Consider the following 16116-nt stretch of genomic DNA (forward strand, 5'->3'; position numbering starts at 1 on the left):
CATGGGCGAGCCCTATTACATCACCACCGCGATCAGCTATCCCAACGGCAAGCCGCACATCGGCCACGCCTACGAAGCGATCGCCGCCGACGTCATCGCTCGCTTCAAGAAGGCGGAGGGCTTCGACGTCCGGTTCCAGACCGGGACTGACGAGCACGGCCTGAAAATGGCCCAGAAGGCCCGCGACCTTGGCACGACGCCGGCAGAGCTTGCGACGGAAATGTCTTCTTACTTCAAGGAGATGTGTGACGGTCTTGATATCGATTACGATGTCTTCATCCGCACCACCGAACCGCGCCATCACGCCGCGACGCAGGAATTGTGGCGCCGGATGGAAGCCAATGGCGATCTCTATCTCGACCGCTACGAGGGCTGGTACTCGATCCGCGACGAAGCCTATTATGACGAAGGCGAACTGATCGCGGGCGAGGGCGGTGAGAAGCTTTCTCCGCAAGGCACGCCTGTAGAGTGGACAGTCGAGGAATCGTGGTTCTTCCGCCTGTCCCGCTATCAGGACAAGCTGATCGAGCTTTATAATTCGACCGATTTCATCCGCCCCGAAACGCGCAAGAACGAAATCCTGCGCTTCGTGGAGGGCGGTCTGCGCGACCTTTCGGTCTCCCGCACCAGCTTCGACTGGGGTATCAAGGTGCCCACCGCCGAGGGTTCGGACGGCGCGCAGCACGTCATGTACGTCTGGGTCGATGCCCTCACGAACTACATCACCGGCCTCGGTTTCCCGGACGAGACCGCGGAGTTCGCGAAGTTCTGGCCCGCCGACATGCACCTGATCGGCAAGGATATCGTCCGCTTCCACACGGTCTACTGGCCCGCCTTCCTGATGAGCGCCGGCCTCGAACTGCCCAAACAGGTGTTCGGCCATGGCTTCCTGCTCAACCGCGGGCAGAAGGAATCGAAGTCCCTCGGCAATGTGACCGATCCGATCGGTCTGGCCGAAACCTTCGGCGTAGACATGGTCCGCTACTTCCTGATGCGCGAAGTGGCATTCGGGCAAGACGGCTCCTGGTCTCCGGAAGCTATCGTCACGCGTGCCAATGCCGAACTGGCCAACAGCTTCGGCAATCTGGCGCAGCGCAGTCTTTCCATGATATTCAAGAACATGGACGGTGAACTTAAGGCTGGGCATTCGCAAACCGATGCCGATGCGCAACTGCTAGCAGCAGTCGCGGAAGGCGTGGCGGGTCTTCGCAAGAGCTTCGACGAACTCTCGTTCAGCGAAGGCCTCGAAGCCTGGATGCGGGCGGTATTCGCCTGCAACCAGTATGTCGACGATCAGGCGCCCTGGGCTCTGCGCAAATCCGACCCCGAGCGTATGGAAGCGGTGCTGATGATGCTCTTCCGCGTCGTCCGCGACCTGGCCATTGCCGTTCGCCCGGTCGTTCCGGGCTCCATCGACAAGCTGCTCGACCAGATGGGCCAGAACGCCGGCGCACGAGATTTCGCGGCCCTGACCGATCAGCAATGGTTCAAGACCCTGGCCGCCAGCGGCTTCAAGGTCGAGAAACCGGTGGGCGTCTTCCCCCGTCTGGAACTTCCGGAGGATGCGGAGGCGTGATGCTGATCGATTCGCACTGCCATCTCGAATACGAAGGCCTCGTCGAAGACCAGGACGGCGTGCTCGACCGGGCTCGATCGGCCGGCATTCGCGGATTCCTGAACATTTCCACGCGCCGAAGCGAGTGGGAGAGGGTGGTCGGCACCGCAGCGCGCTATCCGGATGTCTGGGCATCGGTGGGCATCCACCCGCATGAGGCGGACCAGCACGCCGACCTCGGCGAGGCAGCCTTGCTCGAAGCGACGCAGCACGCCAAGGTCGTCGGCATCGGGGAAACCGGTCTCGATTACTATTACGACAAGTCGGATCGCGAGGTTCAGCAGGCCCTGTTTCGCACGCACATCACCGTTTCGCGCAAGACCGGCCTGCCGCTGATCATTCACACCCGCGACGCTGAGGACGATACTTTCCGGATACTCGAAGACGAGATGGGGAAGGGCGCCTTTCCCGCCCTGATCCACTGCTTCACCGCAAGCGCCGATTTCGGAAGCAAAGTGCTCGACCTCGGCCTCTCGATCTCGATATCCGGGATCGTCACGTTCAAGAACGCGCAGGACTTGCAGCGCGTCGTCGCGACCATTCCGGAGGATCGGCTTCTGGTCGAAACGGATTCTCCGTTTCTCGCACCCGTTCCCCATCGCGGGAAGCGCTGCGAGCCGGCCTATACGGCCGACACGGCGCGGTTCGTTGCCGACCTTCGCGGCATTTCGATAGAAGAACTAGGCTCAGCAACGACCCGCAACTTCTTCAATCTATTCAAGAAAGCTGCTGCGTGAAAGTGACGATCCTTGGCTGCGGCACCTCCACCGGGGTTCCCCGCCTTGGCGGCGAATTCGGAGCAGACTGGGGCCTCTGCGATCCCGAGGAGCCGAAGAACCGGCGCACGCGCGTCTCGATCATCCTGGAGAGCGACGCCGGAAGTCGCATCCTGGTCGATACGCCCACCGACTTGCGGGCACAGCTACTCGCTAACGAAGTTCACCGGATCGACGCCGTTTTCTGGACCCATGATCACGCCGATCATTGCCACGGCATCGACGACTTGCGCCCCTTGCGCTACGGCCGCGCGGGACCGATCCCCGGTTTCGCTCACTCGGAAACCGTCCGCCGGCTGCGCCAGCGCTTCGGTTATGTCTTTGCCGGGCAGTATGGTTATCCCACACTGATTTCGCTGGATAATCTCGATACAGTGCGACTTTGCGAAGGATACCGGGTGGATCACACCCAGATGCCGCATGGTCCGACGGAATCCACCGGATTCCGATTCGATTGTGACGGAAAATCAGTATGTTACCTAACAGACTTCAGTGAGATTACCCGCGGGATGGTCGACTTGTGCTACGGCGCCGATCTGCTCGTGGTGGACTGCCTTCGCCGCGAACCGCATCCGACCCATGCGCATCTGGGCATGGCGCTGGAAATCACCGAAGTCTGCCGCGTTGGCCAAGCCGTGCTGACACACCTCGACAAGAGCATGGATTATGCGACACTCAGCGGCGAAGTGCCCGAGAATGTCCGGGTCGCATTTGATGGAATGGTGATCGAACCATGAGCCAGACCGGATTGATCGTAGCCGTCATCTCCGTGATCGGTGCGCTCATTCTGGTCACCAGCAATTCCCGGTTTCGTGCCATGCCGATGGGAACCATGCTCAAGATGGCTCTGATCTGGGCCGCGATCATCATCGGTCTGGTGGCGATCATCCAGGTCAGCGGGTTCCAGATCCGGCAATGATAGCCCGTCCTGCCTCGCTCCATCATTTAACATAAGATGTATTATCGATCTCTATGACCGACGCTTCGATGACCCCCTCGATGACGCCTCAGCGTCACCAGCAGCTTGACCGCCTTCTTTCGATCATGGCGCGTCTCCGCGATCCGGTTTCCGGTTGCGAATGGGATCTCGCGCAAAACTTCGCGACCATCGCGCCTTATACGATCGAGGAAGCCTACGAAGTTGCCGATGCTATCGAGCGCCAGGATATTCCCGGTTTGCGCGACGAACTCGGTGACCTTCTGCTCCAGGTCGTATTCCACGCGCGCATGGCCGAAGAAGACGGACATTTCGTCTTCGGCGACGTGGCGGACGCCATTTCGAACAAACTGGAAGCGCGGCACCCCCACATCTTCGGTGACGATCGCACCGGAGACGCCCAGACCGAGCGATGGGAAAAGGTCAAAGCCCGCGAGCGCAGCGCCAAGGGTGAAACCAGCGCCGTTGACGGCGTCGCGATTTCCCTGCCAGCGCTGATGCGCGCCGAGAAGCTCCAGAAGCGTGCCGCACGCGTGGGCTTCGACTGGCCCGATCCCAGCGGCGCAGCCGCGAAGGTTCATGAGGAGATGGAAGAGCTGGAGCAAGCCAGCGAGGCCGAGAAACTGGAAGAAGCCGGCGATCTGCTGTTCGCCGCCGTCAACTTGGTACGCCTCCACGGGATCGCTCCCGAGGACGCACTGCGCGCTGCCAATGCCAAGTTCGAGCGCCGCTTCCGCGCCATGGAAGCCTTCGCCCAGCGCGACGGCCAGGCCTTCGAAGGCCTCCCGCTCGATGAGCAGGAGGCCTATTGGCAGGCCGTGAAAGCCTCAGAGCGCGCTGAAACGACCTAGTTCACGCTCCGCAAGGCGGACTTGCAGGCGAAGCTGGGGACCATCCGGCCCCTCGCCCGCATCCTCTTCCGCCAACACTTCGCCGCGTGCGTGAAGGAAAGCCAGACGCTGGCCATCGGCCGCCGGAATGACGAAAGAATAGACTTTCGCGTCAGCCGTCAGCGCCGCACCGACGGTTTCCAGCAGGAAGTCACAGCCCATTCCAGTGCGCGCGGAAGTCGGAACGATGATCTCTTCCGGCCGCTGCGCCATGGCTTCGCGCATTTCGCCTGCCTGCGTCGGGGTGAGCAGGTCCCACTTGTTCCAGACCTCGATGATCGGGATGGAACTGGCAAGGGCCTCCTCGTCATCAGGCTCCCCTTCCCCGCCGATCACACCGAGATCGGCGAGAACTTCGAGGACCTGCCTTTTCTGCGAATCCGTATCGGGGTTGGCGATATCGCGGACGTGCAGAATGATGTCTGCGGCGTTCACTTCCTCGAGTGTCGCGCGGAAAGCCGCGACCAGCTGCGTCGGAAGATCGGAGATGAAGCCCACCGTGTCGGACAGGATCGCCTTTTCCACGGCCGGCAAGCGGATGGCCCGCATGGTGGGATCGAGCGTGGCGAAGAGGAGGTCTTCCGCCATCACGTCGGCGCCGGTCAGGTAGTTGAAAAGCGTAGACTTCCCGGCATTGGTATAACCCACGAGCGCGACGATGGGCCAAGGGGCCTTTTCGCGGCGATCGCGGTGCAACCCGCGTGTGCGGCGAACCTGCTCCAGTTCGCGCCGGATCTTGGCCATACGATCGCGGATCATGCGGCGATCCGCCTCGATCTGCGTTTCGCCGGGACCGCCGAGGAAGCCGAAGCCACCGCGCTGGCGTTCCAGGTGAGTCCAGCTGCGCACGAGGCGGCCGGCCTGGTAGTCCAGGTGTGCGAGCTCGACCTGAAGCCGCCCCTCTGCCGTTGCCGCGCGCTCCCCGAAGATCTCGAGGATCAGACCAGTGCGGTCGATGACCTTGCGCTTGAGCTTTTCTTCGAGATTGCGCTGCTGGATGGCCGACAACGAACCGTCGACGATGATCAGTTCCGCCTCGTTCAGCTCGCAGGCGACGGAGATGTTCTGGATCTGCCCTTCGCCGAAAAGCGTGCCGGCGCGAGGTTCGCGGATCGGGATGGCCATGGCTTCCGCCAAGACAAGGCCGATCGCTGCGGCAAGGCCCCTGGCCTCTTCGAGACGCGCTTCGGGATCGAGATCCCCTCGTCCACGCATCTGCGGATAAACGACGAGGGCACGCGCGCCGCGCGTGACCTCGCCCTTGAGTTCGTCATTCAAATCAGTTCAGCTTCCGGTGTTGTCAGTCTTCGGCTTCTTCATGCGCCTGAAGGTCGACCGGAGTCACGGGCTGAATCGTCGAAACGGCATGCTTGTACGCAAGCTGGACGTAACCTTCACGCTCCAGCAGCATGCAGAACAGGTCATAGGCAGCCACGCGGCCCTGCAACATGACGCCGTTGATCAGGAACATCGTGACCTGAACGCCGGCGTTGCGGATGCTGGAAAGAAACACGTCCTGAAGGACACGCGTTTTCTTGCCATTGTCCGCGCCGCTGGAGAACTGGCGCGCATCGACCGGTGTCGACGGCATGATCGTCGAGATCGCATGCTTGTAGACGAGCTGCGACTGGCCGTCGCGGCGCAGAAGAATGGAGAAATTGTCGAACCAGGTGACAATGCCCTGCAGCTTCACGCCCTTGACCAGGAACATGGTCACGGGAGTCTTGTTCTTGCGCAGGAGGTTGAGGAACTGGTCCTGAAGGTTCTGCCCCTTCCCTGCCGAGGTCCCGGCGGAAACGGGAGGCAGTGCCACGGTTTCCGTGGCGGGGTCGGCTTCGGTTTCGGCCGCGGGGGGCGGCGTGGGTCGCGGACGAGCGGTCAGCGTACGGCCGGCCATATCATTTCTCCTTTTTTTTGGCGGCCGCTTTGCGGTCCGCGATCTGGCTTCGGAACTCCCGAAGCCGTTCTCGAATCGGAATCTACTCAGTTGCTGCAGTGCAGTAAACGCCGAAAATGTAGCACTCTTGTGACAGGTTCGCAAAAAGGGCTTGAGGCATCCGGGAAAATCCCGAGGCTATCCTCGCGAAAACCCCGGATAACCGCCGTTCCTAAAGCTCGTCGCCATCATGCTCGCCTTCGCGGCGGTCCGCCATGCCCAGCAGCTTGAGCTTTCGGTGAAGGGCCGAGCGCTCCATGCCGATGAAGGAGGCCGTCTTGGAGATGTTGCCCGAGAAACGACGGATCTGGACGCGCAGATACTCCCGCTCGAAGCTCTCGCGCGCTTCGCGCAAGGGCGCGCTCATCATCACCGAGACGCCGGCATCGCCATTTCCGCGGCTGTTGAAGATTTCCGGTGGCAGCATATCCGCCTCGATCCGGGCGAGCTTCTCACGCGGGGCCATGATGACCGTGCGCTCCACGACGTTGCGAAGCTGGCGCACATTGCCCGGCCACTCGTAAGCCTGAAGCGCGGTCATGGCCTCGGCACTGACCTGGGGCGGCGAGACGCCCTGCTCGTTGGCGTAGCGTGCGAAGAAATGGTCCACCAGCGCCGGGATATCGTCCCGCCGTTCGCGCAAGGCCGGAATCGACACCGGGACGACGTTGAGCCGGTAGAACAGGTCTTCCCGGAAACGCCGCTCGGCAATTTCCTTTTCGAGATCGCGCGACGTAGAGGAAACCACGCGCACATCGACGCGGATCTGCCGGGTTCCGCCGACGCGCACGAAAGCCTGGTCAGTCAAGACGCGCAGGATCCGGGCCTGTGTCGAAAGCGGCATATCGGCCACTTCGTCGAAATAGAGCGTGCCGCTGTCGGCCGTCTCCAGCAGGCCCGGACGGATCAGGGCGCCGTCGGCTTCCTCGCCGAACAGTTCCTGCTCGAAGCGTTCCGGGGTGATCCTGGCGGAATTGACGCTGACGAAGGCATTGCCGGCGCGCGGGCTCCAGGCGTGGAGAAGCCGCGCTGCGACTTCCTTGCCCGATCCGGCGGCGCCGGTGATGAGCAGGCGGCTCCCGGTGTTGGCAACACGCTTGAGCGTCGCGCGGACCTGGTTGATCGCGCCGCTGGAACCGGTGAATTCCTCCCCGATCGAAAAGTCGTGGCGAAGCTGGGCATTCTCGCGGCGCAGACGTTCGGTTTCCGTCGCGCGGCCGACCAGATGGAGCAGCTTCTCCGCTTCGAAGGGCTTTTCGATGAAGTCCACCGCGCCGCGGCTGATCGCGGCAACCGCGGTATCGATATTGCCATGGCCAGAGAAGATGATCACCGGCAGTTCCGGCTCGCGCGCCTTGATGGCGTCCAGCACTTCCAGACCGTCCATCGGACTGCCGTGGAGCCACACGTCGAGCAGCACCAGCGAAGGGCGCCGCGCATCAATGGCGGCAAGCGCCGCCTCGCTGTCTCCAGCAGTGCGGCATTCGTAGCCTTCGTCGCTCAGGACGCCTGCGACCAGTTCACGGATGTCGCGTTCGTCGTCGACGATCAGGATTTCGAGAGCCATGGCATTGTCTTCTTGGTGAGGGGGATGATGGGGGAAAGCAGGTTGCGACAGGCCGGCATCATTCGGCGGCCTCCTGCTTGCGGTGCCCCGGGAGCGGATCTGTGGCGATAGGATCGACGGCGAAGCGCATGGTGACGGTGGTGCCGCCGCCCGGCGTGGGCAGGAACAGCATTTCGCCGCCGTGTTCCTCGATGATCTTGTTGACGATGGCGAGGCCGAGGCCGGTGCCCTTCTCGCGCGTGGTCACGTAAGGTTCGATGATGCGTTCGCGGTCCTGCGAAAGGCCGATGCCGTTGTCGGCAATGCGCACCATGATGGCCTCCGGCAGAGCTTCCACGGCCACGCCGATCGCACCGCGGTAGTCGCCGTCAGCTTCCTTGGCCTTGGCCTCGATCGCCTCGACCGCGTTCTTCAGGACATTGGTCATGGCCTGGCCGAACTGATGCCGATCGCAATCGATGGCCCCGACGCCAGGATCGCTGGTGAAGCTGAAATCGATGTCCGGCCGGGCCACTTCCTGAAGGAACAGGGCCTGCCGGGTCAGTGCCACCGGATCTTCCGAGCGGAACACGGGCTTGGGCAGCCGCGCGAAGGAGGAGAACTCGTCCACCATCTTGCGCAGTTCGCCGACCTGGCGAATGATCGTGCGGGTCAGGTCCTCGAACAGTTCCGGATTGTCGACGATCTGCTTGCGATAGCGACGGCTCAGGCGTTCGGTGGCGAGCTGGATCGGGGTGAGCGGGTTCTTGATTTCGTGCGCGATGCGACGGGCGACGTCGGACCAGGCCGCCGTGCGCTGGTCCAGGAGCTGGCGGGTAATGTCCTCGAACGTGATGACATAGCCGGTGGCGTCGCGGCTGACCTTCACGGCGAACGTCAGGAGGTCGCCGTTGCGGTTGTACTGGACGATCCCGCCGGAGCTGCCTTGCTCGATCAGGGCGGCTATCTGCGGCGCCAGTTCGGCCAGCGGCATGTCCTCGGGCAGTTCCGCCCTTGCGGTCAGCAGCTTCTGGGCCGTGCTGTTCATCAGCAGGATCCGCCCATCGGGATCGAGCGAGATGATGCCGGAGGTCACCGATTCCAGCACGGCCTCGATGAAGACGCGGCGCTCGTGAAGCTGGCGGTTGGCGCCAAGCAGCGCCTGGGTCTGCTTTTCGATCTGCGCCGTCATTCTATTGAAGGCGCGGTTGAGAAGGCCGATCTCATCGGCGCCGGTGCGTCCCTCGATGCGGAGCGCGAAGTTGCCGCTGCCCACCCGTCTCGCCGCATCGACCAGCTCGTAGAGCGGCTTGACCTGCCGATCCGCGAAACGCAGCGCGAACCAGACCGCCAGGCCGACAAGCGCCAGCGACACCACGAAAAGGGCGACGTTGAAGCGCAGCTGCAGCACCCGCGCACGGTTGGTCAGAACTTCGTAGGCGCGCACGATGTTCTCGGCATTCTCGGCCCGCTGCCCCTGGCTGAGCGCCAGCAGTTCCGAGCTTCGCGCCGCGTAGAGATAGACCCCCGCTTCCCTGTCGATCGGCACCACCGCCACGACGCGGTCGTTGTTCGAGGCGACGACGAGTTGCTCGCCGCGGCTCAACCGTTCCTGCGTTTCCGGCGTGATCCGTTTGTCCTCGGTCTTTCCTTCCGGGTCGACGATGATCGGAGTGCGCTGGCTGCCGTCTTCGGCAACCTGGATGATGGCGGCAACCGAGAGATTGCGCTTGTAAACCTGACCGGCGAAGAAGCGCTGGAAAAAGTCGCTGACGACCGGATATTCGCTCAGGACCTTGCGGGAATCGTAGGCCATCGCCGCCGTTTCGTTCCCGACGTCGCGCTGGGTCTGCTCGTAATAGCCACGCGCCAGCTTGTTGGCGTTCTCCAGCAAGCCGCGCGAGGAATCGGAAAACCAGAACTCGACGCCGGACTGGAACTGCCAGGAGGCGAAGATCACGACCAGCAGCGTGGGTACGGCGGCGATCAGCGAGAAGATGAACACGAGGCGGACGTGCATCTGCCCGGTTCCGCCGATGCTCTCGGCAGCCCGGCGCAGCGCGATGCGGCGCCCCAGCAGGACGAGGATCGCCATGGCCGGGACGAGCGTCCCCACCAGCAAAGTGGCCGTGAGATTGGAGGGCAGCAGCTGCCCCTTGTCCCGAAAATTGAGCGCGATCCAGGTCGTCGCGGTCATGATCAGGAAGGAGGCGATCGAGAGCACTTCCATGATCGCGAAGAAATTCGCGCGGCGGGCAGCAACCTGCATGCGCCGCCACCAGCGCGGCCAGGCGCGTTTGTGGACCAGGGTCTCGTTCATCGTTGCACCGTTACAACGCCGGTGTTGCTGCTTTGCAAGGGCAAATCCATCAAGGTCGTATCATGAGCGACGAACGAATTCCTCGGGATCGAGAGCCAACTCACTGAGGCGCTTACGCAAAGTGTTGCGATTGATCCCGAGGGCCTGCGCCGCGCGCAGCTGGTTTCCCCCGGTTTCCTTGAGCACTTCGGCAAACAGAGGCCTTTCGAAGGCTGCGGCGGCGGCCTGGTAGATCGTGCCGCTGGCGGGTTTCTCCATAGCCAGCCAGCGGGTGACGGCCTGCGCGATGTCGCCGCTGTCCTCCTCAAGCATGGCCGGAGTCTCCGCGGCCAGCAGGGACTGGATGCTTTCCGGATCGATGGCATCTTCTCGCGCCAGCAGGGCCAGGCGGTAGATGAAGTTCTTCAGCTCACGCACGTTGCCCCGCCAGGGCTGACGGCTGAGCAATTCCGCCGCCTCGCTCGTCAACTGGCGGCGAGGAAGTCCCTCGTTCGCGGCATGCTGGAGGAAATGACGAGCCAGAACGTCGATGTCGTCGCGGCGGTCGCGCAGCGGCGGCATGAGGATGGGGACCACGTTGAGGCGGTAATAGAGGTCCTCGCGGAATCGCCCTGCCGCGATTTCCGGTTCGAGGTCCTTGTTGGTCGCGGCGATAATGCGGACATCGAGCCGGATTTCTTCCCGTCCGCCCACCCGGCGCACCGTGCCGGACTGGAGCGCCCGCAGCAGCCGCGTCTGGGCCTGCATCGGCATGTCGCCGATTTCGTCAAGGAACAGCGTGCCCCCGGCGGCCTGCTCGAACTTGCCGACGTGCCGGGCGACAGCGCCGGTGAAGGCGCCCTTCTCGTGGCCGAACAGTTCGCTCTCGATGAGTTCGGCGGGAATCGCGGCCGTGTTCACGGCAATGAAGGGGCCGGCCCGGCGATGCCCGAGGTTGTGCACGGCTTCGGCGACAAGCTCCTTGCCGGTCCCGGATTCGCCGAGGATCAGCACGGTCAGATCGTTGCGCAGCACGCGCGTAATCATGCGGAAGACCGTCTGCATCGCCGTGCTGCGGCCCACCAGCGGCAGGCCGTCGCCCAGCGGTTCCTCGCCTTCCACCGCCGTTCCCTGCCCCGCTCCCGCCGCCTGGCGGACGGTGCGGGCGAGTTCGTCGATGTCGAAAGGCTTGGGGAAGTACTCGAAGGCCCCGGTATCGGTGGCACGTACCGCCGTATCGAGGGTGTTCTGCGCCGAGACGATGACGATCGGCAGCGCCGGATGCAGGGCGCGAACCCGGTCGATCGTCTCGATTCCGTCGCCGTCGGGCAGCATCACGTCCGTGACGAGTGCCTGATAAGGCCCCTCCTCCAGCAGCCGGTCACGCTCGGCGATCGACTGGCAATGGACCACGCAGAAGCCTTCCGCCTCCAGCGCTGCGGTGATGACGATGGCGATCGAAAGGTCGTCCTCGACGAGCAGCACGCTCACGCTGCCGGTCTCCTTCTGTTTGATCGGCTGCGGGTTTCGCGCGCCAGCGGCAAGTGCACGCGGAAGTGCGTGAGGCCGCCCTCCTCGTCGCGCTCGTGCGTGATGCGGCCGTTCATGTCGCGCACCAGCTTGCGCACGAGCGGCAGGCCAAGGCCCTGCCCGGACTTCTTGGTGGTGACGAACGGCTCGAAAATATGGTCGCGCATGGCCGGATCGACACCCGGGCCATTGTCCGTGACGCGCAGTTCCACCGGAAGGCGCACGGGCTCCCCGGAGTCGCTGGTATGGAGCTGGAGACCGCTGGCGAAGCGGGTGCGGATCGTGACGCGGGGGTTTTCCTCGTTCCCGCAGGCTTCCGACGCATTGGCAAGCAAGTTGATGATCACCTGCACCAGGGCGTCCGGGCTGCCGAGCACGGCGGGCAGCGAAGGATCGAACTCTTCCACCAGCTTGACCCGCTCGGGCGCCGCACCGTTGGCCGCGGACAGCACGTCGAGCGCGCGGCGCGCCGATTCGTGCAGGTTGCACGGCTCTACCGGCGGCGCAGTGCGGCGGCTGAGCTTCTGCATCCGGTCGATCAGGTTGGCGATCCGGTCGACCTCAAGAGTGATGAGATCGGTCAGCGCGCGGTCCTTGTCCTCGACCTTGCGGGCGAGAAGCTGCGCGGCGCCGCGAATGCCGGCGAGCGGGTTCTTGATCTCGTGGGCCATGATCTCCGGCCCGCGCAGCACCGCATTGTCGGGGCCGCCGGAATCGTCTCCGAGCGCCTCGGTTGCCGTGTTGTCGTGGATGGTCAGCACCTGCCAGCCCGGCGTGTCCGCGATCGGCGCGACGTTCACGTCGATGCGGCGCGCGCCCTTGCCCTTGAGCGTGACCACCACTTCGCGCGCCGAAACCGGGGTTTCGTAATCGTCCAGGCGCTCCAGCAGAAGCTGGTCGGAAAACGTCAGCATTTCCTGCAGCGGCGTACCCACCAGCAGCCGCAGGGACTGGCCGAAGAACTGCTCAGCAGCCGGATTGAGCGACGCGATCCGCAGCCCCGGCTCCAGCAGGACAACCGCTTGCGGCAAGCTGGCAACGAGCCGGGACGCCGCGGGCAAAGTCGTATGCAGGGCCGTGTGCGGCGTAAAGTTCATGCAGCCTGACGGTCTGCCGATGCGGTGCCGGTCTCGCCATCAGGGCTGGCTGCTTCACTGCCGGGCATCCCGCGGAACGGCGCGTAGAACTCGGCGAGCGAACGCAGGACTTCGTCAGGATCATCGACGAAGTTGACGCGGTTGCGGAACTCGGCCGAACCCTTGATGCCCTTGACGTACCAGCCCAGATGCTTGCGCGCCATCTTCACGCCGGTTTCGCGGCCGTAGTGCGAGAGCATGTCCTCATAGTGTTCGCGGATGATCTCGTACTGCTGGCCGAAATCGGGTTCCTGCATCAGGCCGTCGCCGCGCCACCACTGCATGACCTGGGCGAGGATCCAGGGCTTTCCGTATGCGCCGCGGCCGATCATCAGGCCGTCGGCACCGGACTGCTCCAGCGCTGCTGCGGCATCGTTGATGCCGCAGATGTCGCCGTTGACGATCACGGGAATGGAGACGGCCTCCTTCACGCCGCGCACGAAGCGCCAGTCGGCCGAGCCCTTGTACATCTGGTTCCGGGTGCGGCCGTGGACGGTGATCATCTTCGCGCCGAGGTCCTCGGCGATTCGGGCGAGTTCCGGCGCGTTGAGACTGTCATGGCACCAGCCCATGCGCATCTTCACGGTGACGGGCACCTTCACGGCCTTGACGGTCGCTTCGATCAGGCGCGTCGCCAAGGGAACGTCGCGCATCAGCGCCGAACCGGCGTCACCGTTGACGACCTTGCGGACCGGACAGCCCATGTTGATGTCGATGATCGCGGCACCGCGATCCTCGACCAGCTTCGCCGCCTCCGCCATCTGCTCCGGTTCGCAGCCGACGAGCTGCATGGACACCGGATCCTCGATCTGGTCCCACATCGCCTTCTGCAGCGAAACGCGGGTCTCGCGGATGGCGGCGGGGCTGGCGATCATCTCCGTGACGTTCAGGCCCGAGCCGAACTTGCGCACCATCTTGCGGAACGGCAAGTCGGACACGCCGGTCATCGGCGCGAGCACGACCGGGCAGTCGACCGTGACGGGACCGACCTGGATCGGCGTGACAGCCGGAGGAGTGGGCAGAGTCTTCATTGCGTGAACCGGTAATTGCCTGAAAAACGAGATGTGCCTAAAAAACAGGCAGCGCATAGTGGATTGCCCTCGCCTCGGCAAGCGATTACCGGCAACGACAATGTCGCAAGACCTGTCAGAAACGCCCCAGCGTCCCGCCGAACATCCCAGCATCGCCACGCCGGTGCCTGTCTCGACCGTTGCCGCCGTCGTGGTGGCGGCGGGCCAGGGACTGCGCGCCGGGCAGCCGCTTCCCAAGCAATTCGCGCCCTGGCGCGGCAAGCCGGTGATCCGTCATTCGGTGGAAGCCCTCGCCAGCGCCGGCGTGAAACCGATTCTCGTGGTGATACCGCAAGGCGCGCAAACCCTGGCGGCGGAAGCGCTCTCGGGGATCGAAGGGATACTGTTCACCAACGGCGGCGAAACACGCCACGAGTCAGTGAGGCTGGGGCTCGAAGTCCTCGTGGGCGGCGATCCCGATTTCGTCCTCATACATGACGCCGCAAGGCCCCTGCTTCCCGCCGCCGTGATCGGCCGGCTGCTGGCTGCCCTGGACGATCACGAGGGCGCCATTCCGGTGCTGCCGGTGGCCGACAGCCTCGCCCATGCCGAAACGTCCGGAGACGGCGAAGTCATGGGCGCACCGGCGCGGCGAGAAGACTTGCGCCGGGTCCAGACTCCGCAGGCCTTCCGTTTCGACCGAATTCTCGGTGCGCACCGCGCCTGGGACGGCCCTACAAATGCCGGAGATGATGCCCAGGTTGCCCAGGCTTCCGGCATGGAAATCGCGCTCGTCGAAGGAGATGAAGCCCTGCACAAGCTGACTTATTCCTCGGACTTCGCCGCAGCCGCCCCGCCTATCCGCGTGGGCACGGGTTATGACGTTCACCGCTTGGAGGAAGGCGAGGAACTCTGGCTCTGCGGCGTGAACATCGCTCATACCCATGGCCTGTCCGGTCATTCCGACGCCGACGTGGCCATCCATGCCCTGGTCGACGCCATGCTCGGCGCCGTGGGCAAGGGCGACATCGGCCAGCACTTCCCGCCCAGCGATCCGCAGTGGAAAGGCGCGGCTTCGGACCGCTTCCTTGCCCACGCCGGAAAGCTCATCGCCGAAGCCGGTTATGCGCTGGGCAATGCCGACGTCACGATCATCTGCGAGGCCCCGAAGATAGGCCCTCACCGCGAAGCCATGCGCGCGCGGCTCGCGGAAATTCTCGTCGTTCACCCCGGGTTGATCAGCGTGAAGGCAACAACCACCGAAAAGCTGGGTTTCACGGGTAGGGCAGAAGGAATCGCCTGCCAGGCCGTGGTCAGCCTGGTACGGATTTAAGGAGCCGACGATGTCCACTCTTCGCAAGACCTGCACGCTCGCCTTGCTCTCCGCGCTGGCGATCGCGCCCGGTGTGGCCAGCGCTCAGCAGTCGTGCCTGACCAAGGCCGAGGCGCGCTCGCTGTTCGGCTATGCCCTGCCCCAGGTCATTTCCGGCACCAGCAAGCGCTGCGCCCAGGTGCTTCCTAGCGATTCCTTCCTGCGCAGCCACGGCGCCGAACTCGTCACCCGTTACGCGGCGCAGAAGGCCCGCTACTGGCCGGAAGCCAAGGCGGCCTTCCTCAAGCTGGGCGAAGGCAAGGACGCGCAAGTCGGCCAGTTCGCGCGCAATCTGCCCGACGAATCGCTGCGGCCGCTTGTCGACATCACGGTGGAAGGCCTTGTTTCCCAGGAACTTCCGCTGAAATCCTGTGACAAGGTCGACCTTGCGCTGGACCTGCTTTCCCCTCTCCCGCCCGAGAACACCGCCAGCCTGATCGCCCTGCTGATCGAAGTCACTTCCAAGGCCGATGAAGTCGCGCCCGGGAAGGCGAAGCTCGGCGGCTTCACTCTCTGCAAGGACTGACATGTCTCGCAACATCCTATTCCCGCAGGATCTTTACGACCTGGCGGAGCGCGTCATTGCCGAAAACAAGGCGATCGGACGCAAGGTGTCCGTGGCCGAGAGCTGCACCGGAGGCCTCGTTTGCGCCGCCCTGACCGAAGTGGCCGGCTCCTCCGCCGTGCTCGATCGCGGCTTCGTGACGTATTCGAACGAATCGAAGCAGGAGATGCTGGGGGTTCCCTCGGACATCATCGATACGCTCGGCGCGGTATCCCCGGCCACGGCATGGGCGATGGCGCAAGGCGCGATCACGCATAGCCATGCCGATGTGGCCGTGGCGATCAGCGGCATTGCCGGCCCGGATGGCGGCAGCGAACTCAAGCCGGTCGGCACCGTGGTCTTCGCCCGCGCCCATCGCGGCGAAGAGGAAGTTCATGCCGAGCAGAAGCTGATCGAAGGCGCCAACCGCGCGGAAATCCGCCATCACGCAGCGGTAGTCGCGCTGGAATTGCTGCTGCCGGGTACCGAACTGCCGGCTTACGCGGACTGAGCCAGGAGCACCGT

15 protein-coding genes are annotated in these 16116 nt (G+C 63.9%); 8 read left to right on the forward strand and 7 right to left on the reverse strand.

The features are described 5' to 3' along the window. Position 1: 1 nt before the first annotated feature. The 5 genes from metG (at position 2) to mazG (ending at position 4179) form a co-directional block, all read left to right on the forward strand. A complete protein-coding gene (gene metG, locus EDF58_RS03780; protein ID WP_132262786.1) occupies positions 2–1576 on the forward strand; it encodes a methionine--tRNA ligase in 1575 nt (524 codons plus the stop codon). Next, positions 1576–2352 carry a TatD family hydrolase gene (locus tag EDF58_RS03785; protein WP_132264104.1) on the forward strand — a complete coding sequence of 259 codons (777 nt, stop codon included), beginning with the start codon at positions 1576–1578 and terminating at the stop codon, positions 2350–2352. The genes metG and EDF58_RS03785 overlap by 1 nt, the downstream gene beginning before the upstream one ends. Beyond that, positions 2349–3128 carry an MBL fold metallo-hydrolase gene (locus EDF58_RS03790; RefSeq protein ID WP_132262788.1) on the forward strand — a complete coding sequence of 260 codons (780 nt, stop codon included), beginning with the start codon at positions 2349–2351 and terminating at the stop codon, positions 3126–3128. The genes EDF58_RS03785 and EDF58_RS03790 overlap by 4 nt, the downstream gene beginning before the upstream one ends. Continuing rightward, positions 3125–3310: a hypothetical protein gene (locus EDF58_RS03795; protein ID WP_132262790.1), complete on the forward strand. Its 186-nt coding sequence runs from the start codon at positions 3125–3127 to the stop codon at positions 3308–3310. Before EDF58_RS03790 ends, EDF58_RS03795 begins: the two co-directional genes overlap by 4 nt. A gap of 80 nt (positions 3311–3390) precedes the next feature. Continuing rightward, positions 3391–4179: a nucleoside triphosphate pyrophosphohydrolase gene (mazG, locus tag EDF58_RS03800; RefSeq protein ID WP_132264106.1), complete on the forward strand. Its 789-nt coding sequence runs from the start codon at positions 3391–3393 to the stop codon at positions 4177–4179. Here the strand turns inward: mazG and hflX are convergent. The 7 genes from hflX to dusB form a co-directional block, all read right to left on the reverse strand. Beyond that, positions 4156–5496 (reverse strand): GTPase HflX, encoded by a 1341-nt coding sequence (gene hflX / locus EDF58_RS03805; RefSeq protein ID WP_132262792.1) that lies wholly within the window; start codon positions 5494–5496, stop codon positions 4156–4158. The genes mazG and hflX overlap by 24 nt on opposite strands. Before the next feature lie 22 nt (positions 5497–5518). Continuing rightward, positions 5519–6115 (reverse strand): RNA chaperone Hfq, encoded by a 597-nt coding sequence (gene hfq / locus EDF58_RS03810; protein ID WP_132262794.1) that lies wholly within the window; start codon positions 6113–6115, stop codon positions 5519–5521. Between the two features lie 211 nt (positions 6116–6326). Then, positions 6327–7721: a sigma-54 dependent transcriptional regulator gene (locus EDF58_RS03815; protein ID WP_132262796.1), complete on the reverse strand. Its 1395-nt coding sequence runs from the start codon at positions 7719–7721 to the stop codon at positions 6327–6329. A 58-nt stretch (positions 7722–7779) separates the two neighbouring features. After that, positions 7780–9969, reverse strand: a complete 2190-nt coding sequence (locus tag EDF58_RS03820) for an ATP-binding protein (protein WP_132264107.1) — start codon at positions 9967–9969, stop codon at positions 7780–7782. Between the two features lie 111 nt (positions 9970–10080). After that, positions 10081–11490 carry a sigma-54 dependent transcriptional regulator gene (locus EDF58_RS03825; protein WP_132262798.1) on the reverse strand — a complete coding sequence of 470 codons (1410 nt, stop codon included), beginning with the start codon at positions 11488–11490 and terminating at the stop codon, positions 10081–10083. Beyond that, positions 11487–12626: an ATP-binding protein gene (locus EDF58_RS03830; protein ID WP_132262800.1), complete on the reverse strand. Its 1140-nt coding sequence runs from the start codon at positions 12624–12626 to the stop codon at positions 11487–11489. The genes EDF58_RS03825 and EDF58_RS03830 overlap by 4 nt, the downstream gene beginning before the upstream one ends. Then, positions 12623–13696: a tRNA dihydrouridine synthase DusB gene (gene dusB, locus EDF58_RS03835; protein WP_132262802.1), complete on the reverse strand. Its 1074-nt coding sequence runs from the start codon at positions 13694–13696 to the stop codon at positions 12623–12625. The genes EDF58_RS03830 and dusB overlap by 4 nt, the downstream gene beginning before the upstream one ends. Before the next feature lie 100 nt (positions 13697–13796). Here dusB and EDF58_RS03840 point away from each other — a divergent pair, with 100 nt between their 5' ends. Genes EDF58_RS03840 through EDF58_RS03850 form a run of 3 tightly spaced genes read left to right on the forward strand, consistent with a single transcriptional unit; the run spans position 13797 to position 16102 of the window. Further along, entirely contained in the window at positions 13797–15008 is a 1212-nt protein-coding gene (locus tag EDF58_RS03840; protein WP_132262804.1) for a bifunctional 2-C-methyl-D-erythritol 4-phosphate cytidylyltransferase/2-C-methyl-D-erythritol 2,4-cyclodiphosphate synthase, read from the forward strand. A gap of 10 nt (positions 15009–15018) precedes the next feature. After that, positions 15019–15573, forward strand: coding sequence for a hypothetical protein (locus EDF58_RS03845; RefSeq protein WP_165921326.1), 555 nt, complete (start codon positions 15019–15021; stop codon positions 15571–15573). Position 15574: 1 nt separating this feature from the next. After that, entirely contained in the window at positions 15575–16102 is a 528-nt protein-coding gene (locus EDF58_RS03850) for a CinA family protein (RefSeq protein ID WP_132262806.1), read from the forward strand. Positions 16103–16116: the final 14 nt, after the last annotated feature.

Source organism: Novosphingobium sp. PhB57 (assembly GCF_004342985.1).
GTDB lineage: Bacteria > Pseudomonadota > Alphaproteobacteria > Sphingomonadales > Sphingomonadaceae > Novosphingobium.